20 protein-coding genes are annotated in these 22564 nt (G+C 65.8%); 3 read left to right on the top strand and 17 right to left on the bottom strand.

Annotated elements, in window-relative coordinates; translation table 11 throughout:
* Positions 1-14: 14 nt before the first annotated feature.
* The 9 genes from hutG to hutU all read right to left on the bottom strand — a co-directional run bounded on the left by hutG (position 15) and on the right by hutU (position 11032).
* Complete coding sequence (gene hutG / locus NJ69_RS20715) at positions 15-818, bottom strand: N-formylglutamate deformylase (RefSeq protein ID WP_039582704.1); 804 nt, start codon at positions 816-818, stop codon at positions 15-17.
* A gap of 8 nt (positions 819-826) precedes the next feature.
* A complete protein-coding gene (hutI, locus tag NJ69_RS20710; RefSeq protein ID WP_039582702.1) occupies positions 827-2032 on the bottom strand; it encodes an imidazolonepropionase in 1206 nt (401 codons plus the stop codon).
* Between the two features lie 15 nt (positions 2033-2047).
* Positions 2048-3451, bottom strand: coding sequence for an amino acid permease (locus tag NJ69_RS20705; protein ID WP_039582701.1), 1404 nt, complete (start codon positions 3449-3451; stop codon positions 2048-2050).
* A 45-nt stretch (positions 3452-3496) separates the two neighbouring features.
* Positions 3497-5029, bottom strand: coding sequence for a histidine ammonia-lyase (gene hutH / locus NJ69_RS20700; protein ID WP_039582699.1), 1533 nt, complete (start codon positions 5027-5029; stop codon positions 3497-3499).
* 23 nt (positions 5030-5052) lie between these two features.
* Positions 5053-6576: an HAL/PAL/TAL family ammonia-lyase gene (locus NJ69_RS20695; protein ID WP_039582698.1), complete on the bottom strand. Its 1524-nt coding sequence runs from the start codon at positions 6574-6576 to the stop codon at positions 5053-5055.
* A gap of 8 nt (positions 6577-6584) precedes the next feature.
* Positions 6585-7415, bottom strand: a complete 831-nt coding sequence (locus NJ69_RS20690; RefSeq protein WP_039583338.1) for a quaternary amine ABC transporter ATP-binding protein — start codon at positions 7413-7415, stop codon at positions 6585-6587.
* On the bottom strand, positions 7412-8263 hold the full coding sequence (locus NJ69_RS20685; protein ID WP_029614635.1) for an ABC transporter permease: 852 nt from the start codon (positions 8261-8263) through the stop codon (positions 7412-7414). Before NJ69_RS20685 ends, NJ69_RS20690 begins: the two co-directional genes overlap by 4 nt.
* 27 nt (positions 8264-8290) lie before the next feature.
* Positions 8291-9259, bottom strand: coding sequence for an ABC transporter substrate-binding protein (locus NJ69_RS20680; RefSeq protein WP_029614634.1), 969 nt, complete (start codon positions 9257-9259; stop codon positions 8291-8293).
* A 93-nt stretch (positions 9260-9352) separates the two neighbouring features.
* Positions 9353-11032: a urocanate hydratase gene (hutU, locus tag NJ69_RS20675; RefSeq protein ID WP_039582696.1), complete on the bottom strand. Its 1680-nt coding sequence runs from the start codon at positions 11030-11032 to the stop codon at positions 9353-9355.
* A gap of 626 nt (positions 11033-11658) precedes the next feature.
* Between hutU and NJ69_RS20670 the strand changes: the two genes are divergently transcribed.
* The gene (locus tag NJ69_RS20670) at positions 11659-11820 is read left to right on the top strand and encodes a hypothetical protein (protein WP_155290556.1); all 162 of its coding nucleotides are present in this window, start codon (positions 11659-11661) and stop codon (positions 11818-11820) included.
* 335 nt (positions 11821-12155) lie between these two features.
* Here NJ69_RS20670 and NJ69_RS20665 read toward each other — a convergent pair whose 3' ends face one another.
* Positions 12156-12731, bottom strand: a complete 576-nt coding sequence (locus NJ69_RS20665) for a HutD/Ves family protein (RefSeq protein WP_039582694.1) — start codon at positions 12729-12731, stop codon at positions 12156-12158.
* Positions 12728-13438, bottom strand: a complete 711-nt coding sequence (gene hutC, locus NJ69_RS20660; RefSeq protein WP_167335988.1) for a histidine utilization repressor — start codon at positions 13436-13438, stop codon at positions 12728-12730. Before hutC ends, NJ69_RS20665 begins: the two co-directional genes overlap by 4 nt.
* A 141-nt stretch (positions 13439-13579) precedes the next feature.
* On the opposite strand from hutC, the gene NJ69_RS20655 reads away from it, so the two are divergent.
* Positions 13580-14944, top strand: a complete 1365-nt coding sequence (locus tag NJ69_RS20655) for a formimidoylglutamate deiminase (protein WP_039582691.1) — start codon at positions 13580-13582, stop codon at positions 14942-14944.
* Between the two features lie 45 nt (positions 14945-14989).
* Here the strand turns inward: NJ69_RS20655 and NJ69_RS20650 are convergent, their stop codons facing one another.
* The 5 genes from NJ69_RS20650 to NJ69_RS20630 form a co-directional block, all read right to left on the bottom strand.
* Positions 14990-15562, bottom strand: a complete 573-nt coding sequence (locus NJ69_RS20650; RefSeq protein WP_039582690.1) for a lipocalin family protein — start codon at positions 15560-15562, stop codon at positions 14990-14992.
* Complete coding sequence (gene bamE, locus NJ69_RS20645; RefSeq protein WP_029614711.1) at positions 15559-15813, bottom strand: outer membrane protein assembly factor BamE domain-containing protein; 255 nt, start codon at positions 15811-15813, stop codon at positions 15559-15561. The genes NJ69_RS20650 and bamE overlap by 4 nt, the downstream gene beginning before the upstream one ends.
* A gap of 205 nt (positions 15814-16018) precedes the next feature.
* Positions 16019-16615 carry a DUF924 family protein gene (locus NJ69_RS20640; RefSeq protein ID WP_029614710.1) on the bottom strand — a complete coding sequence of 199 codons (597 nt, stop codon included), beginning with the start codon at positions 16613-16615 and terminating at the stop codon, positions 16019-16021.
* 3 nt (positions 16616-16618) lie between these two features.
* Complete coding sequence (locus NJ69_RS20635) at positions 16619-17629, bottom strand: class 1 fructose-bisphosphatase (RefSeq protein WP_039582689.1); 1011 nt, start codon at positions 17627-17629, stop codon at positions 16619-16621.
* A 174-nt stretch (positions 17630-17803) separates the two neighbouring features.
* A complete protein-coding gene (locus NJ69_RS20630; protein ID WP_039582687.1) occupies positions 17804-20254 on the bottom strand; it encodes a glycogen/starch/alpha-glucan phosphorylase in 2451 nt (816 codons plus the stop codon).
* Between the two features lie 185 nt (positions 20255-20439).
* Between NJ69_RS20630 and NJ69_RS20625 the strand changes: the two genes are divergently transcribed.
* Positions 20440-20838, top strand: a complete 399-nt coding sequence (locus NJ69_RS20625; RefSeq protein WP_029614709.1) for a YkgJ family cysteine cluster protein — start codon at positions 20440-20442, stop codon at positions 20836-20838.
* 66 nt (positions 20839-20904) lie between these two features.
* Here NJ69_RS20625 and NJ69_RS20620 read toward each other — a convergent pair whose 3' ends face one another.
* Entirely contained in the window at positions 20905-22473 is a 1569-nt protein-coding gene (locus NJ69_RS20620; protein WP_039582686.1) for an alkaline phosphatase D family protein, read from the bottom strand.
* Positions 22474-22564 lie beyond the last annotated feature (91 nt).

Below are 22564 nucleotides of genomic sequence, written 5' to 3'. Positions count from 1 at the left end.
CCGGCGCGCTGCGGCTACCGGCCGTAGCGCGCCTTGCCCCAGTCCAGCAGGGTTTCCAGCAGTTGCCGCAGCACGGCCTGGGTCGGTCGTGCCAGGTCTTCGCGGTACTCGAATGGCGCCACTTCGTTCATGTAGGTGCTCTGCGCCAGTTCCAGTTGCACGGCATGAATGTGCTGCGCCGGATCGCCATAGTGGCGGGTGATGTGCCCGCCCTTGAAGCGCCCGTTGAGCACATGGCTGTAGTTCGGCGCCTGGGCGCAGACCGCCTGCAAGCGCTCGGCCAACTGCGCATCGCAGCTTGCGCCGTTGAAGGTGCCGAGGTTGAAGTCCGGCAGCTTGCCGTCGAACAGGTGCGGGATGTGCGAGCGGATCGAGTGGGCGTCCCACAGCAGCGCATAGCCGAACTCGGCGCGCAGGCGTTCCAGCTCCTGACGCAGGGTGTCGTGGTAGGGGCGCCAGATCTGCGCCAGGTAGCTGGCGCGCGCTTCGGCCGACGGCGCCTGACCGTCCTTGAACAGCGGCTCGCCCTCGAACAGCGTGGCCGGATACAGACCCGTGGTGGCGCCGACGTACAACGGCTTGTCATCGTCGGGCCTGTTGAGGTCGATGACGAACCGCGAGTAGTGCGCCGCCACCACGCTGGCGCCCAGTTCGCCGACGAAATCGTAGAGCTGTGGAATGTGCCAGTCGGTGTCCGGCAGGCCACGTGCTGCCTCTACCAAACCCGCCTGCACCGTCGGCGTCAGCGCGAGACCGGCATGGGGCATGCTGACCAACAACGGCAGGCGGCCTGCGTGAAAACTCAATACCTTGTCCATGACGCCTCTCAATGGGAAATTTCATGGCCCAGGCGCACCACACGCTTGGGCAGGTCGCCGCCGAGCCAGTAGGCCAGGTCGGCGGGACGGTCGATCTGCCAGGCGACGAAATCGGCCACCTTGCCGACCTCCAGCGTGCCGTGACTGGCGCCAAGCCCCAGGGCCGTGGCGGCATGCACGGTCACCCCGGCCAGCGCCTCTTCCGGCGTCATACGCAACAGGGTGCAGCCCATGTTCAGCATCAAGCGCAGCGACAGCACCGGCGAGGTGCCGGGGTTGAGGTCGCTGGACAGGGCGATCTTCACGCCATGCCGACGCAGGGCGTCCAGGGGCGGCAACTGGGTCTCGCGCAGGAAATAGAACGCGCCCGGCAGCAGCACCGCCACAGTGCCGGCCTTGGCCATGGCGATGGCATCGTCTTCGGTCATGAACTCCAGGTGATCGGCCGACAGCGCCTGGTAGCGCGCCGCCAGGCTCGATCCATGCAGCGACGACAACTGCTCGGCATGCAGCTTCACCGGCAGGCCCAGTTCACGGGCCTTGATGAATACCCGCTCGACCTGGGCCGGGGAGAATGCCAGGTGCTCGCAGAACGCATCCACCGCATCGATCAGCCCTTCGCTGGCCAGGGCCGGCAGCATCTGCTCGCAGACCAGGTCGATGTAGGCGTCGGCGCGCCCAGCGTACTCCGGTGGCAGCGCGTGGGCGGCCAGGCAGGTGGCGCGCACGGTCACCGGCAGTTCCTCGCCGAGGCGGCGGGCCACGCGCAGCATCTTGCGCTCGTTGACCAGGTCCAGCCCGTAGCCGGACTTGATCTCCAGGGTGGTCACGCCATCGCGCAGCAACGCTTGCACGCGTTGGCGGGCGCTGGCCAGCAGGGCGTCCTCGCTGGCCGCACGGGTGGCACGCACGGTGCTGGCGATGCCACCGCCGTTGGCGGCGATCTCGGCATAGCTGACGCCTTGCAGGCGCTGCTCGAATTCGCCGCTGCGGTTGCCGCCGAACACGGCGTGGGTATGGCAATCGATCAAGCCAGGGGTGACCCAGGCGCCGCCCAGGTCGACCACCCGCTCGGCCTCGACGCTGGGGACGTCCGCCTGCGCGCCGATCCATTCGATCAGCCCGGCATTGCTGACGATCGCTGCCTGCTCGATCGTCGAGTAGTTGCCCTGCGCCATGGTGGCGACATGGCAGTTCTGCCAGAGGGTTCTCATAGTGCGCTCCACACGTCAGCGGTGCAGCTCGGCCTGTTCCCGGGCGACCTGGTCGCCACCGGCGCGCGGTTTGCACCACAGCCGGTAGGACAGCACCAGGAACACCACCCAGACCACGCCGACCAGCAGCGCCGCCTGGGTGTCGGGGAAGTAGCCGAGCACACCGAAAATGAACAACATGAATACGATCGCCAGCGCCGGCCCCCAGGGCCAGAACGGCACCGGGAAGGCCAGCGCGGCGGTTTGCTCGCGGTCCAGGCGCCGGCGCATGGCCACCTGGGTCAGCAGGATCATCAGCCACACCCACACCGTGGCGAAGGTGGCGATCGAGGCGATCAGCAGGAACACGTTCTCCGGGATCAGGTAATTGAGCAGCACGCCCAGCAGCAGCGCGGCGCCCATCACCAGCACCGTCAGCCACGGCACGCCGTGCCGCGACAACCGGGCGAAGCCGCGTGGTGCCTGGCCCTGCTCGGCCAGCCCGTACATCATGCGTCCGGCGCCGAAGATGTCGCTGTTGATCGCCGACACCGCTGCCGAAATCACCACCACGTTCAACACCGCCGCTGCCGAGCCGATGCCCAGGTGGCTGAAGATCTGCACGAACGGACTGCCCTGGGTGCCGATCTGCGGCCAGGGGTACAGGCACATCAGCACGAACAGGGTGAACACGTAGAACAGCAGGATGCGCAGCGGCACCGCGTTGATCGCCTTGGGAATGACACGCCGCGGATCCTGCGCCTCGCCCGCCGTGATGCCGATGATCTCGATGCCGCCGAAGGCGAACATCACCACCGCAAAGGAGGCGATCAGCCCGGCGACGCCATTGGGCAGGAAACCGCCGTGGGCGAACAGGTTGCCAACCCCGAGTGCCGGGTCGCCGCCCGCCTGGCCCAGGCCGAAGGCCATGATGCCGAAGCCGGCGAGGATCATCGCGACGATGGCGCCGACCTTCAGCAGCGACAGCCAGAACTCCAGCTCACCGAACACCTTGACGTTGCACAGGTTCAGCGCGCCGATCAGGAACACGATGCCCAGCCCCCAGATCCAGCGCGGCACCTCGGGAAACCAGAAGCCCATGTAGATGCCGAAGGCGGTGACGTCGGCGATGCAGACGATGATCATCTCGAAGGCGTAGGTCCAGCCCAGGACGAACCCGGCCAGCGGACCGAGATAGGTACTGGCGTATTGGCCAAATGAGCCGGCCACAGGATTGTGCACGGCCATTTCACCGAGCGCGCGCATGACCATGAAAACCGCCGCGCCACCGATCAGGTAGGCCAGCAGCACCGCCGGCCCGGCCATCTGGATCGCCGAGGCCGAGCCGTAGAACAGCCCGGTGCCGATGGCCGAACCGAGGGCCATGAAGCGGATGTGCCGGGCGGTCAGCCCGCGTTTGAGTCCTTGTGCCTGCTGCATGAGTCGTCCTTATCGTTGGGCTGCTGGAGAGGGCCTGGACAGCAATCACAGACTCGGCAGAACCCCCGCCGGCAACAAGCCGGTGAGACGTCCCTCGGCCAGCAGGTCCACCGCCACCTCGATGTCCGGTGCGAAGAAGCGGTCGCGGTCGTAGTGCGGGACTTCACGGCGCAGGGTGACACGCGCCTGCTCCAGCTTCGCCGAGGTTTTCAGCCCTTCGCGCAGGTCCAGCCCCTGGCAGGCGCCCAGCCATTCGATGGCCAGCACCCCACGGGTGTTCTCGGCCATTTCCCACAAGCGCTTGCCCGCCGCCGGGGCCATGGAGACGTGGTCCTCCTGGTTGGCGGAGGTGGGCAGGCTGTCGACGCTGTGCGGGTGCGACAGGGCCTTGTTTTCGCTGGCCAGCGCGGCAGCGGTGACCTGGGCGATCATGAAGCCGGAGTTGACCCCGCCGTTCTCCACCAGGAAAGGCGGCAACTGCGACATGTGCTTGTCCATCATCAGCGAGATGCGCCGCTCGCTCAGCGCGCCGATCTCGGCGATGGCCAGGGCCAGGTTGTCGGCCGCCATGGCCACCGGCTCGGCGTGGAAGTTGCCGCCGGAAATCACTTCGTCCTCGGCGGCGAACACCAGCGGGTTGTCCGACACGGCGTTGGACTCGATGGCCAGCACCTCCGCAGCCTGGCGCATCTGCGTCAGGCAGGCGCCCATCACCTGCGGCTGGCAGCGCAGCGAATAGGGATCCTGGACCTTGCCACAATGCTTGTGCGACTGCGACACCTCGGTGGAATCGCCCAGCAGGTCGCGGTAGCAGGCCGCCGCGTCGATCTGCCCACGCTGGCCGCGCACCGCATGCACGCGGGCATCGAACGGCGCACGCGAGCCCAGTGCCGCCTCCACGGTGAGCGCGCCGCAGGCGATGGCTGCGGCGAACAGGTCTTCGGCCTGGAACAGCCCGCGCAGGGCATAGGCGGTGGATGCCTGGGTGCCATTGAGCAGCGCCAGGCCTTCCTTGGCGGCCAACGTCAGCGGCTGCAGTCCCGCCACCGCCAGCGCCTCACGGGCGTCCAGCCACTGGCCTTGGTGGCGCGCCTTGCCTTCGCCCAGCAGCACCAGCGACATGTGCGCCAGCGGCGCCAGGTCGCCCGAGGCCCCGACCGAGCCCTTGAGCGGGATGTGCGGATAGACCTCGGCGTTGACCAAGGCGATCAGCGCGTCGATGACCTGCCGACGGATGCCGGAGAAACCCCGCGCCAGGCTGTTGATCTTCAGCACCATGATCAGCCGCACCAGTGCATCGTCCAGCGGCGCACCGATACCGGCGGCGTGGGACAGCACCAGCGAGCGCTGCAGGTTTTCCAGGTCGTGGCTGGCGATGCGGGTCGAGGCCAGCAGGCCGAAGCCGGTGTTGATGCCATAGGCGGTGCGGTCCTCGGCGAGGATGCGCTCGACGCAGGCGACGCTGGCGTCGATGGCTTCGGCGGCGCCTGCATCCAGGCTCAGGCTCACCGGCGCCTGGTGAATGCGGCGCAGTTGGGCCAGGCTGAGCTGGCCGGGGGTCAGGGTCAAAGCGGCCATGTGATAGCTCCTTGTTATTGTGTTCAGTGCCGTGCCGCCAGCAGCGGCTGCGGCAGTCGAGGGTCTTTGAGCAGGCGCGCGGCGGTGGCGATGTCCGGCGCCAGCCAGCGGTCCTGGCGATAGGCCGGGACGCACGCGCGCAGTTGCCGCCACGCGGCCCCAGTGCCCGCGCCCAGGCGGTGGTCGGCGTGGAACTCGAAGGCCTGGGCCGCCAGCAGGTACTCGATGGCGAGGATCTGCGTGCAGTTCTCCAATACCTGGTGCAGCTTCAGCGCAGCATTGGTGCCCAGGCTCAGGTGATCTTCCTGCAGCCCCGAGGTGACGAAGTTGTCCAGCACCGCCGGCTGCGCCAGTTGGCGGTTCTGAGCGCACAGCGAGGCGGCCACGTACTGGGCGATCATCATCCCGGAGTTGACGCCGGGCTCGCTGACCAGGAACGCCGGCAGGCCGCTGACCAGCGGGTTGACCAGCCGGTCCAGGCGCCGCTCGGCGATGGCGCCGATCTCGGCCATGGCGATCGCCAGCAGGTCGCTGGCCAGCGCCACCGACTGACCATGGGGGTTGGCCTGCGAGACCACGCGAAAGTCATCGGGGGTGCCGAGCAGCAGGGGGTTGTCGTTGGCGCCATTGAGCTCGGCCTCGACCTGGCGCACCGCGTGGGCCAGTTGATCGCGGGCCGCGCCGTGCACCTGGGGGATCGAACGAATGCTCAGGGCATCCTGGGTGCGGATGCCTTCGCTGGCGGCGATCACCTCGCTGCCGGCCAGCAGCGCGCGCAGGTGCTCGCCCACCACCTGCATCCCCGGATGCGGCTTGAGCGCGATGATCTCGGGATCGAACGCGGCGATCTGGCCGCGCAGCGCCTCGAAGCTCATGGCGCCGATCACGTCGGCCCAGTCCAGCAGGCGCTGGGCATCGTCCAGGGCCAGGCAGGCCAGGCCGGTCATGCAGGGCGTGCCGTTGACCAGGCACAGACCGTCCTTGGCGCCCAGTTGCACGGGCGCCAGGCCCGCGTCGGCCAGGGCCTCGGCAGCCGCGACAATGCGCCCGCGATAGCTGACCTGCCCCACCCCCAGCAGGCACACCCCGACATGGGCCATGTGCGTGAGATACCCCACCGAGCCCTGGGATGGCACCTGCGGCGTGATGCCGTGTTCGAGCAGCGCCAGCAGCGCCTCGACCACCGCCCGTTGCACGCCCGAATGGCCATGACTGTAGTTGACGATGGCCGCGCAGATGATCGCCCGGGTCTGTTCGTCCGGCAGCGCCGGGCCGACACCGCAGGCGTGGCTGAGCAGGGTGTTGCGCGACAGCGCGCTCAATTGCTCGCCAGCCAGCGACACGTTGCACAGCGCCCCCAGGCCGGTGTTGACGCCATAGGCGCGCTCGCCGCTGTCGACGATGCGGCGCACGATGGCCTGGGCATTGTCGATGCGTGCCCACACCGTCGGCGTCAATTCCAGGCGCGCAGCGCGTCGGGCCACGGCGGCGATGTCCTGCCAGCGCACCGGGCCGTCGCCGAGCAGCACCCCTTCAGGGTTCGACATGGGGCTCCTCATACCGCGACGGCGCGGCGCTGGACGAAGCGGTCGACGTACTCGTCGGCCGGCGAGTGCAGGATTTCCTGCGGCGTGCCCACCTGGATCAGACGACCGTCCTTGAGGATGGCGATGCGGTTGCCGATGCGCACCGCCTCGTCCAGGTCGTGGGTGATGAACACGATGGTCTTGTGCAGGGTCTTCTGCAGCTCCAGCAGTTGGTCCTGCATCTCGGCACGGATCAGCGGGTCGAGGGCACTGAAGGCCTCGTCCATGAGGATGATGTCGGTGTCGGCCGCCAGTGCCCGGGCCAGGCCCACACGCTGGCGCATGCCGCCGGAGAGTTGGTGCGGGTACTTCTTCTCGTAGCCCTTCAGGCCCACGGTCTCGATCCACTGCAAGGCACGGGCCTGGCAGGTCGCCTTGCTTTCGCCGCGCACCTTCAGACCGTAGGCGACGTTGTCCAGCACGTTGCGGTGCGGCAGCAGGCCGAAGCTCTGGAACACCATGCTGATCTTGCGCCGACGGAAATCACGCAAGGCGTCCATGTCGTACTGCAGGATGTCCTGGCCATCGACCAGGATCTGCCCGCTGGTGGGATCGATCAGGCGGTTGAAGTGACGCACCAGGGTCGACTTGCCCGAGCCGGACAGGCCCATGATGACGAAGATCTCGCCGCTGCCGATCGACAGCGACAGGTCGTTGACCCCGACCACGCAGCCGGTCTGGCTCAGCACTTGCTCCTTGCTGCGCCCGTCGCGGATCAGTTGCAGCGCGTCGGCGGCACGCTCGCCGAAGATCTTGAAGACGTGCTTCACTTCGATCTTGCCGATCGGCTGGGCGCTCATGGGTTCACCTCGTGACGGGGCCGGCCATAGGCCTGGGTAATGCGGTCGATCACCACCGCGAGGATGACGATGGCCAGGCCCGCTTCCAGGCCGCGACCGACGTTGAGGGTCTGGATGCCCACCAGCACGTCTTCGCCCAGGCCTCGGGCGCCGATCATCGAGGCGATCACCACCATCGACAGGGCCATCATGGTGGTCTGGTTGATCCCGGCCATGATGCTCGGCAGCGCCAGCGGCAACTGCACGCCGAACAGCTGCTGCCAGCGATTGGCGCCGAAGGCGTTGATCGCCTCCATCACCTCCCGGTCGACCTGGCGGATGCCCAGGTCGGTGAGGCGGATCAACGGTGGCGCGGCGTAGATGACGGTGGCGAAGATCGCCGGCACCTTGCCCAGGCCGAACAGCATCAGCACCGGAATCAGGTACACGAAGCTGGGCATGGTCTGCATGATGTCCAGCAGCGGCATCAGCACCGCCCGCAGGCGGTTGCTGCGCGCCGAGAGAATGCCCAGCGGGATGCCGATCAACACCGAGATCAACGTGGCCACCAGCATCAGTGCCAGGGTCTGCATGAGCTTGTCCCACAGCCCGACCGCACCGACCAGGAACAGCAGGCCGACGATCACCAGCGTGGGCAGCAGACGCCGGGTGGCGTGCCAGGCGAGCACGCCAACCAGCGCCAGCATCAGCCACCAGGGCGTGGCACGCAGCAGGCCTTCGAGGTTGACGATGGCCCACAGCAGGGTGTCGGAGATGTGCCGGAACACATCGCCGTAGTGGGTCACCAACGCATCGACCCAGCCATTGACCCAGTCGGCGATGGAGAACGTGAGGTTGTCAGGAAACATAGGCTGCACTCATCAGGGTGAGGACGCTCACAGCGCCGCGTTGATCTTCTTGGCAGCGTCTTCGCTGACCCACGCCTGCCACACCTCAGGATGTTCCTTGAGGAAGATCTTCGCCAGTTTCGCCGACTCGATGCGCTCCTTGCTCATGCGGCCCAGGTTCTGGTTGAGCAGGTCGATGGGGATGTTGACCTTCTCCAGCACGCCGACCAATTCGGGGGCCTGGTCGTGGAAGGCTTTCGACAGGCCGACCTTGATCGACACGGTCTTGTCCACGCCCGGTTTTTCCTCGAGCTTGACCAGGTCCACCTGGCCCATCAGCGGCGTGGGTGTCCAGTAGTAGAACAGGATCGGCTCGCCGCGCTTGTAGCTCGACAGCGCGGCAGCATCGAGCGCAGGCCCGGTGCCGGGGCGGAAGTTGGTGTAGGTGTCTTGCAGGCCGTAGTCCTTGAGCATCTGGGTGTTGTCCAGCTCGCAGGTCCAGCCGGCCGGGCAGTTGTAGAAGCGGCCCTTGCTCGGTTCCTCAGGGTCTTTGAACACGCTGGCGTACTTGCCCAGGTCGGCGACGCGCTTCAGGTCAGGCGCCTTGGCCTCGAGCTTGCGCTTGGCATCGCCCTCGATCACGTAGCGCGGCACGTACCAGCCCTCGACCGCCCCGACCACCGGGGCGCCGACGCCCACCACCTTGCCGGCCGCCTCGGCCTTCTTCCACACCTCGCTGCGTCCGACCCATTCTTCGGCGAACACCTGGATGTCGTTGCTGCCCAGGGCGTTCTCCATGGTGATGGAGTTGCCCGGCAGGCTGTCGGTCTTGCAGCCGTAGCCCTTTTCCAGCACGAACTGCATCAGGTCGGTCAGCAGCATGCCGCTTTCCCAGTTCAGCCCGGCGAACTTCACCGGTTTGCCGGACTCGCACCAGGTCGCTGCCTGCGTGGCACCGGCGGTGCCGAGCAGGCCAACGGCGAACAGCGAAGCAAGCAAGGTCTTGTTGGTTTTCATTGCGTGACGCTCCCAAACTTTAGAAGTGGAATTCGGCAGTCCTTGCAAAGAAGTGGGATGGCCTGGGCTGCATGGCGCGCCCAGGCCTTCCGATCAACCCGTGATCATCGGCAGGTTCAATCCCTGCTCTTTGGCGCATTCGACAGCGATTTCATACCCGGCATCGGCGTGGCGCATGACCCCGGTGGCGGGGTCGTTGGTCAACACCCGAGCGATACGCGCAGCGGCTTCGTCGGTGCCGTCGCACACGATCACCACGCCCGAATGCTGGGAGAAGCCCATACCCACGCCGCCGCCATGGTGCAGCGAAACCCAGGTGGCGCCGCCTGCGGTGTTGAGCAGGGCGTTGAGCAGCGGCCAGTCGGACACGGCATCGGAGCCGTCCTGCATGGCTTCGGTCTCGCGGTTGGGGCTGGCCACGGAGCCGGAGTCCAGGTGATCGCGGCCGATCACCACCGGCGCCGACAGCTCGCCGCTACGCACCATTTCGTTGAACGCCAGGCCCAACTTGGCGCGCTGGCCCAGGCCGACCCAGCAGATGCGCGCCGGCAGGCCCTGGAAGGCGATGCGCTCGCGGGCCATGTCCAGCCAGCGGTGCAGGTGCTCGTCGTCGGGGATCAGTTCCTTGACCTTGGCGTCGGTCTTGTAGATGTCCTGCGCGTCGCCGGACAGCGCCGCCCAGCGGAACGGACCGATGCCGCGGCAGAACAGCGGACGGATGTAGGCCGGCACGAAGCCTGGGAAGTCGAAGGCGTTGCTCACGCCCTCCTCCTGGGCCATCTGACGGATGTTGTTGCCGTAGTCGAAGGTCGGCACGCCGGCCTTCTGGAAATCGAGCATGGCCTGCACGTGCACGGCCATCGAGCGCTTGGCGGCCTTGACGGTGCCGGCGGGATCGCGCTTGGCCTGCTCGCGGTACTGCTCCCAGGTCCAGCCGCTGGGCAGGTAACCGTTGAGTGGGTCGTGGGCGCTGGTCTGGTCGGTGACCATGTCCGGGCGCACGCCTCGCTTGACCAGTTCGGGGAGGATGTCGGCAGCGTTGCCGTGCAGGGCGATGGAGATGGCCTTGCCTTCGGCGGTGTAGCGGGCGATGCGCGCCAGGGCGTCATCCAGGTCGCTGGCCTGTTCGTCGACGTAGCGGGTGCGCAGGCGGAAGTCGATGCTGGTCTGCTGGCACTCGATGTTCAGCGAGCAGGCGCCGGCCAGGGTGGCGGCCAGCGGCTGGGCACCGCCCATGCCGCCCAGGCCGGCGGTGAGCACCCACTTGCCGGTGAGGTTGCCCTGATAGTGCTGGCGACCGGCCTCGACGAAGGTTTCATAGGTGCCTTGGACGATGCCTTGGCTGCCGATGTAGATCCAGCTGCCGGCGGTCATCTGGCCGTACATGGCCAGGCCCTTGGCGTCGAGTTCGTTGAAGTGTTCCCAGTTGGCCCAGTGCGGCACCAGGTTGGAGTTGGCGATCAATACCCGTGGTGCGTCGCGGTGGGTCTTGAACACGCCGACGGGTTTGCCGGACTGCACCAGGAGGGTTTCGTCGTCGTTCAGTGCCTTGAGGCTGGACACGATCTTGTCGTAGCACTCCCAGTTGCGCGCTGCGCGGCCGATACCGCCGTACACCACCAATTCCTTGGGGTTCTCGGCCACTTCGGGGTCGAGGTTGTTCATCAGCATGCGCAGGGGGGCTTCGGTCAGCCAGCTTTTGGCGTTCAGCTGGGTGCCACGGGGGGCACGGATCTCGACGTCACGGAAGGTGGTGGGCTTTTGGTCAGTCACGAACAATGCTCCTTGAGCGATCTGGGCGAACCCGATGAGAGTGGCGGGCCGGGGTGTCACTGATGCGCTGGGGGACAGCCAGTCCACTGTGGCGCGCTTGGCTTTACTTGTACATACAAGCATATGCAATTGGATTGCCAAGTTTTTTTGGGGGGGTGGGTGGGGTGGCTGGGGCCTTGTGGTTGGCGGGGTGATGATGGTTTTGGGGTGGGGTTGTCGGGTGGGGGTGGTTGGGGGATTTGCGCTATTTCGGGGCGATTGGTAACAGTGTGGGCTGTTGGGGGGCGTTACGGGTAACTGGGGGCTCGGGAGTGTTTTGGGGGTAGTGGGCGGGGATTGGGGGCGGGGGATTGGGGGTTTTTGTTGCAACTCTTTGATTTATGGTGAGTTTTAGTCACCTTTTCGCCTTTACGGCGACCCCCTTTTTTTCTTGGAAAAAAGGGGGGCAAAAACCGCTTGCTCCCGCATACGGCCCCTGCGCTGCGCTTCGGGGTTCCCTCGCGCCGGCGTCGCTCCGGGAGGACCGCGCTTAGGGGCCGTCCTGGCCCCAAGCGCTTGACGGGCATCCATGCCCGTCACCTCCCTGCGCAACGCCTCTGCTCGGCCTCCTGAGGTCGCGGTTGGCGGTGTTTGAGCTACCGCGCACTAAGATCAAGATCAAGATCAAGATCAAGATCAACGGCAACGGCAACGGCAACGGCAACGGCAACGGCAACGGCAACGGCAACGGCAACGGCGGTTTGATCGCGCAGCGCTCCAGAGCATCTGCCCCACCGCCCTGCTTCTAAGCGCGCGCCAGTTCAGACGCCGCCCATGGCGACCTCAGGAGGCCGAGCAGAGGTGGCATGGAGGGGGTTGACGGGCATGGATGCCCGTCAAGCGCTTGGGGCCATGGATGGCCCCTAAGCGCGGCACCCCCGGAGTGCCACCGGCGCGAGGGAACCCCGCAGCGCAGCGAAGGGGCCGGATGCGGGAGCAAGCGGTTTTTGCCCCCCTTTTTTCCAAGAAAAAAAGGGGGTCGCCGTAAGGGCGAAAAGGTGAATCAGCCTCACCCAATCCACCGGATAAGCCCACCAAAAAAAGCAGCCCCCCAAAACCCAAAACCCAAACCCCCAACAGCCAATCACCCACCAACCCGAGTCAACTCAACAACACAACAAACCCCAGAAACCTCAACCCCCACCACCCCCTCACGACCACTCACCAGCAAACAGTCATAACCCCCCAACAAAACCCCACCCCCATCAACCTCAACCCCCACCTCCCCGCCCCCCGCAAACACCACCACCGTCCCAGCATCACTAAAGAATCGAGCCCGCCCCTCAAACCACTGCAACCGAGCCCCATAAAGATCAGGCGCATAGATGAGGTTGAAATCCCGAATCCCCCCACCAGGCAACGTACAAGCCACCTCACTGCCCCCCTTGAAGGCAAAGGCATCGAACACCCGCAACAACCGGCTCCGCTGCCCATCCACCGTCAAGTACATACCCTCACCCTGCAACACACTGATGATCCGCTGATACGCCGCAAACCGTGAAAAGCCCCCAGAAGACTCGATATCGGCAATCGACAACCGCCAGCCAAAGCCCTCGAGCCCCTCCCCCGCATCGCGGGCAATTTCTTCAGTGGAGCCGCCCCCGTTCTTCCAGGGCATGCGCGGATAATCGCGGGCACGCAACACACGGACCCCGCTCATTTGCTGAACCGTCCTTCCAGGCGATGGCGCGAGCCAGGGTGAATCAACCGCGCCGCGGTGACCGGCTGACGCCCCGACCACGTACGTCGACGAATGAGCAAGCAAGGTTCACCACGCTCGATCTGCAACAACTGGCATTCGTCCGGCTCCGCCAGGATCGCCTCGACCACATGCTCGCCCTCGGTCAAAGGCGCCACTTGCGACAAATAGGCGTAGGGCGTCTGCCGGGTGAAGTCCTGCTCCAGGTAACCCGGCGCGATGGCGGCGTTGACGTAGCGGTCTTCGATCTGCACCGGCACGTCGTTTTCGAAGTGCACGATCAGCGAATGAAACACCCGCTGACCTTCGCGCATGTCCAGCGCCAGGGCGCGCTCGGAGCCGGCCGCTTCCTCGGCGAGGACGATCACCTGGCAGCGGTGCCGATGCCCGCGACTGGCGATCTCATCGGCGATGTTGTTGACTTCGAACAGCGCCGAGCGGGTCTTGGGCTCGGCGACGAAGGTGCCGACACCCTGCATGCGCACCAGCAGCCCGTCGGCAGTGAGCTCGCGCAGGGCGCGGTTGATGGTCATGCGGCTGAAGCCCAACTGGCTGACCAGCTCGCTCTCCGACGGCACGCGGTGATGCGGCGGCCAACTGCCGGTTTCGATCTGCTGGACGATCATCTGCTTGACCCGGGCATACAGCGGCGCCGGCCCTTCGCCCATCTGGGCCACCAGCGCGGAGACGGAGGGTGTCGGCACGGTCGTGCATCCTTGTGCAAAGTGAGTGGCGGTAGCTTGCCGCAGTTTACCCGGCAGGCAAACGTCTGTATATGTATATACAAATAACCACAAGGTGACCGACCGATGTCCGCCTATTTCGCCGAACGTGCCCTGCTGCCTTCGGGCTGGGCCAGCAACGTGCGCCTGGAAGTCTGCGCCAACGGACAGATCCAACGCCTGGACTGCGACGCCAGTGCCGAAGGTGCCGAGCGCCTCGCCGGCCCACTGCTGCCGGGCATGCCCAACCTGCATTCGCACGCCTTCCAGCGCGCCATGGCGGGTCTGGCCGAAGTGGTCGGGAACCCCAACGACAGCTTCTGGACCTGGCGCGACCTGATGTACCGCCTGGTCGGCCTGATCACCCCCGACCAGTTGCAGGTCATCGCCCGCCAGCTCTACATCGAGATGCTCAAGGCCGGCTACACCTCGGTGGCCGAGTTCCACTACGTGCACCATGACGCCGCCGGCCAGCCGTACGCCGACCCCACCGAGCTGTCACGCCAGGTCAGCGCTGCCGCCAGCGCCAGCGGTATCGGCCTCACCCTGCTGCCGGTGCTCTACAGCCATTCCGGCTTTGGCGGGCAGGCTCCGAACGACGGCCAGCGCCGCTTCATCAATTCCACCGAACAGTACCTGCGCCTGCAGCAGCAACTCGCGCCGCTCGTGGCCGCACAACCTGCGCAACACCTGGGGCTGTGCTTCCACTCGCTGCGCGCGGTCACCCCACGGCAGATCGCCGAGGTGCTGCAGGCCAGCGATGCCACCTGCCCGGTGCATATCCATATCGCCGAGCAACAGAAGGAAGTCGACGACTGCCTGAGCTGGAGCGGGCGCCGCCCTCTGCAGTGGCTGTATGAGCACGTGCCGGTGGATCAGCGCTGGTGCCTGGTCCACGCCACCCATGCCGAAGCCGACGAAGTCAGCGCCATGGCGCGCAGCGGCGCGGTGGCCGGGCTGTGCCTGACCACCGAGGCCAACTTGGGCGACGGCCTGTTTCCGGCCGTGGCGTTCCTTGCCCAGGGCGGACGCCTGGGCATCGGCTCGGACAGCCATGTCTCGCTCAGCGTGGTCGAGGAACTGCGCTGGCTGGAGTACGGCCAGCGCCTGCGCGACCAGCGCCGCAACCGCTTGTACCGCAGCGACCAGCCGATGGTCGGCCGCACGCTGTTCGACGCGGCCGTGGCCGGCGGCGCGCAGGCGCTGGGGCAAAACGTCGGCGAACTGGCGGTCGGCAAGCGCGCCGACTGGCTGGTGCTCGACGGTCAGGATCCGTACATCGCCACCTCGCAGGGCGACGCCGTGCTCAACCGCTGGCTGTTCGCCGGCAGCGACCGGCAGGTGCGCGATGTGATGGTCAACGGACGGTGGGTGGTGAGACAGGGGCGCCATGCCCTGGAAGACGACAGTGCCCAGGCGTTCGCGCAGGTGTTGCGCGCATTACTGGGCTGAGTGAAGCGCGGCCACTTCAGTAGAGGGCCGCGCGATTCGCACCGATCAGTGCCGGGCGACGATCTGCTTGTCCGACACACGCCAGACCAGCCGGCTGGTGTCATAGCCCTGCTGGCGCGCCTTGGACAGCAAGTGCTCGCGCTGCCAGGCCGGCAGGCTCGGGGTCCGCGACAAGATCCACAGGTAGCGACGGTTCGGACTGCCGACGATTGCCGTCTGGTAGTGCTCGTCCACGTACAGAATCCAGTAGTCGGCGCGGGTCAGGCCCGGCACCAGGCGGCTGAACCAATTGTCGAACTCCACCCACAGCTTGTCGGTGTGCCCCGGCTCTTCAATGCCCGCATGGCCCTCGGCGCGCAGCCACTCGTCACCCTCGGTGCGGCAGCGATTGAGCACGCCCAGGCTGCCATCGGGCTTGAGGTTGTAATGGGCTTCGGACTGCGCGCAGTCCTGCTGGAAGCGCATCGGCAAGCGCGCCAGTTCGTACCATTTGCCCTGATAGCGCTTGAGGTCGACGTGGCCGGCGGTCTTGGGCGCCAGCGGATCCACCGACGAACTCGCACAGCCGCCCAGCGCCAGCGCCAAACCCAGCGCCAGCAGCACAGGCCAGCGCTTCATTTGAGGCCCTGCCCGGAGTACATCAGCACTTTGTCGGCGGCGTACTGGACGCTGATGAAGCTGCTCTCGTCGCCCCAGGTACAACTGCTCATACCCAACGCACCGGAGCATTCCTTCGGCGTGCCGAGCAATTGCTCGACCTCGACCTTGGTCATGCCGGCCTTGAGCTTGGCGTAGTTTTCCTGGTTGATCTTGCTGCACGCGGTCAGCACGACCATCAACGACAGCAGGGCGATAGAACGCAACGACATGAAGGGCTCTCCTGGAGATGAATGCAACAGGCGAGACGGCCTGCAGAGCCCTTAGAAGCGAAAATGCCTCCCCGGTTCCCTGACAAGCCTGCTTTCGTATCAGACCGTTCGTCGGCACACGCCCACCACGACGCACCGCGTGTAAGCGCGGTGCGTCAAGGGCGATGCAAGGGGAAAACGGAGCCCGGAAGCGGGCCCCGTCAACTCAGAACCGGGAGCCCGGTTCGAGCAGGAAATCCATCTCTTCGCTGGTGCTGGGACGATCGAGCACCAGGTTGCGATGGGGGAAGCGACCGAAGCGCTCGATCACTCGCTGGTGCTGCTCGGCGTAGTCGAGGAAGCCTTCGAACAGACGACGGTTGGCCTCGGGCTGCTCGTCCAGCAGCGCGCGGTAGCGCTCCACGCTCAGGTTCTGCCAGTCCAGCACCTCGGCGTGCTCCAGCACCAGCAGCACGAACACCCGCTGGATCGGCAGCAACTGGTAATCCCAGCCCTTTTGCAGACCCTGCATGGCCACCACCTGCGCACGCCGGTCGCCCTCGAAGGCGCGCGGCGTGTCGCGGTAGATCATGCGCGGGAGCTGGTCGAGCAGCAGCAGCAGCCCCAGCCAGCCTTGCGGGCTCTGCTGCCAGTCCTCGAGCCCACCGGCCAGGGCCTGCTCGACCTGATCGCCGAACAGCGCCTGGGCGTCGGCGTCATGGTGCTTGCCGAACCACAGCGTGCTCTTCTCGTCAGCCACGGCCTGGGCACTGCTGCCCCAACCGAACCACCACTCCAGCAACGGCTGCCAAGGTGCGAGCATGTCTTACTCCTTGTGATAGGCGGTGACGCGCTCGACCTCTTGCTTCGAGCCGAGGATGACCGACACGCGCTGGTGCAGGCTCTCCGGCTTGATGTCGAGGATGCGCTCGTAACCGTTGGTCGATGCGCCACCGGCCTGCTCGATGATGAAGGACATCGGGTTGGCTTCGTACATCAGGCGCAACTTGCCCGGCTTGCTCGGCTCGCGAGCGTCGCGCGGATACATGAACAGGCCGCCACGGGTGAGGATGCGGTGCACGTCCGCTACCATCGAAGCGATCCAGCGCATGTTGTAGTTCTTCTGCAGCGGACCGGTCTCACCGGCCAGCAGCTCGTCGACGTAGCGCTTGACCGGGGCTTCCCAGTGACGCTGGTTGGACATGTTGATGGCGAACTCGGCGGTGGTTTCCGGCACGCAGATGTTTTCGTGGGTGAGCACGAAGCTGCCCAGCTCGCGGTCCAGGGTGAAGCCCTTTACGCCGTTGCCCAGGGTGAGGATCAGCATGGTCTGCGGGCCGTAGATGGCATAACCGGCGGCGACCTGCTCGGTGCCTGGCTGCAGGAAGGCGTTCTCGTTCAGGGTTTCGTTCTGGCTCAGGTACTCGTTCGGGCAGCGCAGTACCGAGAAGATGGTGCCGACCGAGACGTTGACGTCGATGTTCGACGAACCGTCCAGCGGGTCGAAGACCAGCAGATAGGCGCCTTTGGGATAACGGCCCGGAATCTGGTAGGCGTTGTCCATTTCCTCGGACGCCATGCCGGCCAGGTGGCCGCCCCACTCGTTGGCCTCCAGCAGGATGTCGTTGGAAATGACGTCGAGTTTCTTCTGCACTTCGCCTTGCACGTTTTCGGTGCCCATGCTGCCCAGCACGCCGCCCAGGGCGCCTTTGGACACGTGGTGGCTGATTTCCTTGCACGCGCGCGCCACCACTTCGATCAGGAAGCGCAGATCGGCAGGAGTGTTGTTGCTGCGGGTCTGCTCAATCAGATAGCGACTCAGGGTAACGCGGGACATGTATGGCTCCGAAAAGGAAGAGGGGGTAAAAACCCTCGCAGTTTACAGGGAGAGCTGCGCCCTAGCGAGCGTCGAGGTGGGGCTGGGCAGTGAGACGACGAATAAGGTCGGGAGTTCAGCCGTGCCGGCGATCCTGCTGGCCGACAGATGCAGGTTCACCGGCGCGGCCTGAGCTCAATCCAAGGCCTTCCAGATATCGGTCGCGTACTCGCGAATGGTCCGGTCCGAGGAGAACCAGCCCATCCGCGCGGTGTTGAGCACCGCCATGCGCCACCAGTCCTGCGGCGCGTGCCACAGCTCCTCGACACGCCGCTGGGCATCCCAGTAGGCGTCGAAGTCGGCGCAGACCAGGAAGCGGTCGTAGGCGATCAGACCGTCGATCAGCCCGGCGTAGCGCCCCGGATCGTCCGGCGAGAACACCCCGCTGCGAATGGCCTGCAACACATCGCCCAGGCGCCCGGAGGCGTCGATCGCCGCCGTGGCGCCGAAGTCGCCGGCGCGCTTGCGCGCTTCCACCTGCTGCGCGGTCAGGCCGAAGATGAACATGTTCTGCGCGCCCAACTGCTCGCACATCTCGACGTTGGCGCCATCGAGCGTGCCGATGGTCAGCGCGCCATTGAGGGCGAACTTCATGTTGCTGGTGCCGGACGCCTCGTAGCCGGCCGTGGAGATCTGCTCGGAGAGGTCCGCCGCCGGAATGATGCTCTCGGCCAGGCTGACGTTGTAGTTGGGCAGGAACACCACCTTGAGCAGGCCGCGCACGGTCGGGTCGTTATTGACCACCCGGGCGATATCGTTGGTCAGCTTGATGATCAGCTTGGCCTGGTGATAACTGGCCGCCGCCTTGCCGGCGAAGATCTTCACCCGCGGCGCCCACTGGGTGCCGGGATCGTTGCGCATGGCCTGGTACAGCGCCACGGTGTGCAGCAGGTTGAGCAACTGGCGCTTGTACTCGTGGATGCGCTTGACCTGCACATCGAACAGCGCCTCGGGATTGACCGTGACGCCGACGCGGTCCTGGATGATGCTGGCCAGGGCGCGCTTGCTGTGCAGGCGCTGGGCCGCGAACTGTTTACGGAAGGTGTTCTTTTCGGCGAACGGCTCCAGCGCCTTGAGCCCGCCTTGCGGGTCGTCCAGCAGCCCGGCGCCCAGCGCCTCGACCAGCATGGCCGTGAGCGGCGGATTGGCCTGGTACAGCCAGCGGCGGAAGGTGATGCCATTGGTCTTGTTGTTGATGCGCTGCGGGTAGAGCTTGTGCAGTTCGGCGAACACCGTGCTCTTCATCAATTGGCTGTGCAGCGCCGACACCCCGTTGACGCTATGCGAACCGAGGAACGCCAGGTTGCCCATGCGCACGCGCCGGCCGTTGTCTTCCTCGATCAGCGACACCGCGCGCAGCACGTCGAAGTCATGCTGCCCTTTGGCGCGCAGCGCATCGATGTGGTACGCGTTGATCAGGTAGATGATCTGCATGTGCCGCGGCAGCATGCGCTCCATCAGCGCCACCGGCCAGGTCTCCAGCGCCTCGGGCAGCAGCGTGTGGTTGGTGTAGGCCAAGGTGCCGACGGTCAGCTCCCAGGCGGTGTCCCACGGGATCTCGTGCTGGTCCACCAGCAGGCGCATCAGCTCGGCCACGGCGATCGAGGGGTGCGTGTCGTTGAGCTGGATCGCGGCCGCATCCGGCAGGTTGAGCAGGTTCTGGTGCATGTTCAGGTGACGGCGCAGCAGGTCCTGCAGCGAGGCGGAGACGAAGAAGTACTCCTGGCGCAAGCGCAGTTCCTGCCCCGCTTCGGTGCTGTCGGCCGGGTACAGCACCCGCGAGATGCTCTCGGCGCGGGCCACCTCGGCCACCGCGCCCAGGTGGTCGCCGGCGTTGAAGCGCTCCAGGTGCAGCTCTTCCAGCGCCCGCGCACGCCACAGGCGCAGGGTGTTGACGCTGGAGCCGCGCCAGCCCACCACCGGCGTGTCGTAGGCCACCGCGCGCACGGTCTCGCCCGGCGTCCACACCTGACGCGCCACGCCGTGGGCGTCATGCAGGGTCTCGACGCTGCCGCCGAAACTGATCGGGTAGATCACCTCGGCGCGCTCGAACTCCCAGGGGTTGCCGAAATCCAGCCAGTTCTCGGTCTGCTCCTGCTGCCAGCCATCGACGATGGCCTGGCGGAACAACCCGTGCTCGTAGCGGATGCCATAGCCATGGGCAGCGATGCCGAGGGTCGACATGCTCTCCATGAAGCAGGCGGCCAGCCGCCCCAGGCCACCGTTGCCCAGCGCCGCGTCGGGCTCCAGCAGACGGATGCGCTCCAGGTCCACGTCCAGGCCTTCCAGGGCTTCGCGAGCGATCTCCAGATAGCCCAGGTTGCTCAGGCTGTCGTACAGCAGGCGACCGATGAGAAATTCCAGGGAGAGGTAATAGACCCGCTTCTGACTGCGCCGGTAAGCCTGGCGCGTGTGATCCATCCAGTGATCGACCATGTGATCGCGTGCGGCCAGGGCGATGGCTTCGAACCAGTCGTGGTCGAAGGCGTGTTCCGGATCCTTGCCGACCGCGTAGGTCAGTTTGTCCAGTACAGCGGTGCGAAAAGCAGCCACCTCGGCGTCACGCGCTTTGGGTTCCTGAGACATCGGGCATCCTCGGGCAAGTTGACGAATACGCAAGGGAGAGTGATGAGACTAGACCCTTCGACAGGGCGTTGACATGACGGTTCGCAGTTTTCATGCCTAGCCGGGGTATCCGGCAAAAGGTTGTACATAATTTGTACAACTCCGGTATGATCGCGCGCCCTCAGCCCCAGATCCGCCCGAAAACGATGAAACCGACCCTGATTGCCGCCGCCGAAGTCGACCGCCTGGAAACCTGGCAACGCTATGCCAGCCACATGTGCGGGGGCTGCCACTCGACCTGCTGCACGCTGCCGGTGGAAGTGAAGATCAAGGACTTGATCCGCATCGGCGTGGTGGACGAATTCGAAAAGGACGAGCCGCCGAAGAACGTCGCCAAGCGCCTGCAGAAAGACGGCATCATCGAGCGTTTCAATCAGAAGTCGGGGATCTTTACCCTGACCCGCATGAGCAACGACGACTGCCTCTATCTGGACCGCAAGAGCCGGCTGTGCACCATTTATGACAAGCGCCCGGACACCTGCCGCAATCATCCCAAGGTCGGACCACGGCCGGGGTATTGCGCCTACAAGCCGAAGAAAGTTTGAAGTGGCGAGCGGCAAGCGGCAAGAAGGAGCAAGAGCAAGGGCTTTGAGGGCGTCATAGGCTTTGCCTCAGCCGGGCTGGGCGCCTGCGCGGCCGTCTTCGACGACGAAGCGCCTCAACGTGGAGATCGTCGCTGCGGGATCGCGGCGCTCTGAAATCACCTGGAAGCGCGTTGTCATTTGTCGCGGCTCCAAGGTTACCGAGACATAGCCGCGCTGGCGGCTGTCGAAGAACTTCACGTGCGGATTGAGCGGCAGCACGGCGTTGAACGCTTCATAGGGCGGGCCGTCGGAGGTCACCGAGGTGCCGACGAATTCGGTGGCGACCACCTTCGAGGCAGGGTCCTGGCTGTCCAGGTGCAGATCGGTGGTCCAGAACGAATGGATATCCCCGCCCCAGAAGACCGGGTTGAGCGCCTTCGTCTGGTCGATCGCGGTGAGCACCCGTTGGCGTGAAGCCGCATAGCCGTCCCAGCCGTCGGTCCAGTGACCCAGCGCCTGGGTGTCGGCAGCGCGTTGCAGCATCGGCGCCACCAGCAAATCCTGGGCGATGACGTTCCAGCGGGCTCGGGACCGCGCCAGCCCGTCCTGCAGCCAGGCCTCCTGCTTCCAGCCGAGCATCGTCCGACGGGGGTCTGACAGGTCCGCGCAGTCGAGCGCGGCGACATGCCCGCGATGGCTGCCGTTGGCTGGAATGCAGGGCTGTTCGCTGCGGTACTGGCGGCCATCGAGCACGTGGAAGCGCGCAAGCTGACCGAAATCGATGCGGCGGTAGACGCGCATGTCGGCGCCGCGCGGCACGCTGCTGCGACGCAGCGGCATGTGCTCGTAGAACGCCTGGTAGGCCGCCGCGCGGCGACGCAGGAAGGCGTGCGGGCTGACGCCAGCGTCCTGCGACCAGCGGTTGGCGTAGTCGTTCTGCACCTCGTGATCATCCCAGGTCGCTACACAGGGCGCGCTGGCATGCAGCGCTTGCAGGTCGGGATCGCGCTTGTATTGCGTATAGCGCGCGCGATACCCGGCCAGGTCGCTGGCCTCGGCCACGTCGTGGGCACGGACGATCTTGGCTGAGCCGGCGGCGTAGGAGCCTTCATAGATGTAGTCGCCCAGGAAGAACACCAGGTCTGCCTGCTCCTGCGCCAGGTGCCGATAGGCGCTGAAGTAGCCCAGCTCGTAATGCGAGCACGAGGCGAACCCGAAGTGCGCCGGGGCCAGGCTGTCGGCGGCAGGCGCGGTGCGTGATCGTCCGACAGGGCTCTGCTCGCCCAAGGCTTCGAAGCGGTACCAGTAGGGCCGACCAGGCTGCAGGCCGGACACCTCTACATGCACCGAATGCGCCAAGCCGCCCTGGGCCAGGGCCTCGCCGCGACGCACCACCTGGCGCATGCCTTCATCGGTGGCGACGGTCCAGCGCACTGGAACCTGGCGCTCGGGCTGCAATCGACCAACCGGCGCCAGGCGGGTCCAGATCACGAAGCCATCGGGCAGTGGATCACCACTGGCCACGCCCAGCGTGAAGGGGTACTCGATGCCGACTGCACGGGCGTAGGGACCGATCAACGCCAAGCTGCCGCCGACTGCCAGTCCGGTGAGAAGGCGTCGTCTGCCAAGGTCCGGGAGGCCGGATTCAGTGCCCATGAAAATCTGTCCGCCTGATCAAATCGGCGCAGGATGGCAGCCGCGCAAGTCCATTTCATGACATCACAAAAAAGTTAATGGAACCGTCAAA

It is taken from the genome of Pseudomonas parafulva, assembly GCF_000800255.1.
Lineage (GTDB): Bacteria > Pseudomonadota > Gammaproteobacteria > Pseudomonadales > Pseudomonadaceae > Aquipseudomonas > Aquipseudomonas boreofloridensis.
Note: the sequence above shows the minus strand (reverse complement) of the source record. Positions and strands in the feature narration are given on the sequence as shown.

Bases quoted from the DNA above. Each gene is read 5' to 3' on its own strand.
- NJ69_RS20640 (WP_029614710.1), bottom strand. From the start codon at position 16,615: ATGCTCGCACCTTGGCAGCCGTTGCTGGAGTGGTGGTTCGGTTGGGGC.
- NJ69_RS20665 (WP_039582694.1), bottom strand. From the start codon at position 12,731: ATGAGCGGGGTCCGTGTGTTGCGTGCCCGCGATTATCCGCGCATGCCC.
- hutG (WP_039582704.1), bottom strand. From the start codon at position 818: ATGGACAAGGTATTGAGTTTTCACGCAGGCCGCCTGCCGTTGTTGGTC.
- NJ69_RS20635 (WP_039582689.1), bottom strand. From the start codon at position 17,629: ATGTCCCGCGTTACCCTGAGTCGCTATCTGATTGAGCAGACCCGCAGC.
- hutC (WP_167335988.1), bottom strand. From the start codon at position 13,438: ATGGGCGAAGGGCCGGCGCCGCTGTATGCCCGGGTCAAGCAGATGATC.
- NJ69_RS20630 (WP_039582687.1), bottom strand. From the start codon at position 20,254: ATGTCTCAGGAACCCAAAGCGCGTGACGCCGAGGTGGCTGCTTTTCGC.
- NJ69_RS20650 (WP_039582690.1), bottom strand. From the start codon at position 15,562: ATGAAGCGCTGGCCTGTGCTGCTGGCGCTGGGTTTGGCGCTGGCGCTG.
- hutI (WP_039582702.1), bottom strand. From the start codon at position 2,032: ATGAGAACCCTCTGGCAGAACTGCCATGTCGCCACCATGGCGCAGGGC.
- NJ69_RS20690 (WP_039583338.1), bottom strand. From the start codon at position 7,415: ATGAGCGCCCAGCCGATCGGCAAGATCGAAGTGAAGCACGTCTTCAAG.
- NJ69_RS20655 (WP_039582691.1), top strand. From the start codon at position 13,580: ATGTCCGCCTATTTCGCCGAACGTGCCCTGCTGCCTTCGGGCTGGGCC.
- NJ69_RS20620 (WP_039582686.1), bottom strand. From the start codon at position 22,473: ATGGGCACTGAATCCGGCCTCCCGGACCTTGGCAGACGACGCCTTCTC.
- bamE (WP_029614711.1), bottom strand. From the start codon at position 15,813: ATGTCGTTGCGTTCTATCGCCCTGCTGTCGTTGATGGTCGTGCTGACC.
- hutH (WP_039582699.1), bottom strand. From the start codon at position 5,029: ATGGCCGCTTTGACCCTGACCCCCGGCCAGCTCAGCCTGGCCCAACTG.
- NJ69_RS20705 (WP_039582701.1), bottom strand. From the start codon at position 3,451: ATGCAGCAGGCACAAGGACTCAAACGCGGGCTGACCGCCCGGCACATC.
- NJ69_RS20680 (WP_029614634.1), bottom strand. From the start codon at position 9,259: ATGAAAACCAACAAGACCTTGCTTGCTTCGCTGTTCGCCGTTGGCCTG.
- NJ69_RS20695 (WP_039582698.1), bottom strand. From the start codon at position 6,576: ATGTCGAACCCTGAAGGGGTGCTGCTCGGCGACGGCCCGGTGCGCTGG.
- NJ69_RS20685 (WP_029614635.1), bottom strand. From the start codon at position 8,263: ATGTTTCCTGACAACCTCACGTTCTCCATCGCCGACTGGGTCAATGGC.
- NJ69_RS20625 (WP_029614709.1), top strand. From the start codon at position 20,440: ATGAAACCGACCCTGATTGCCGCCGCCGAAGTCGACCGCCTGGAAACC.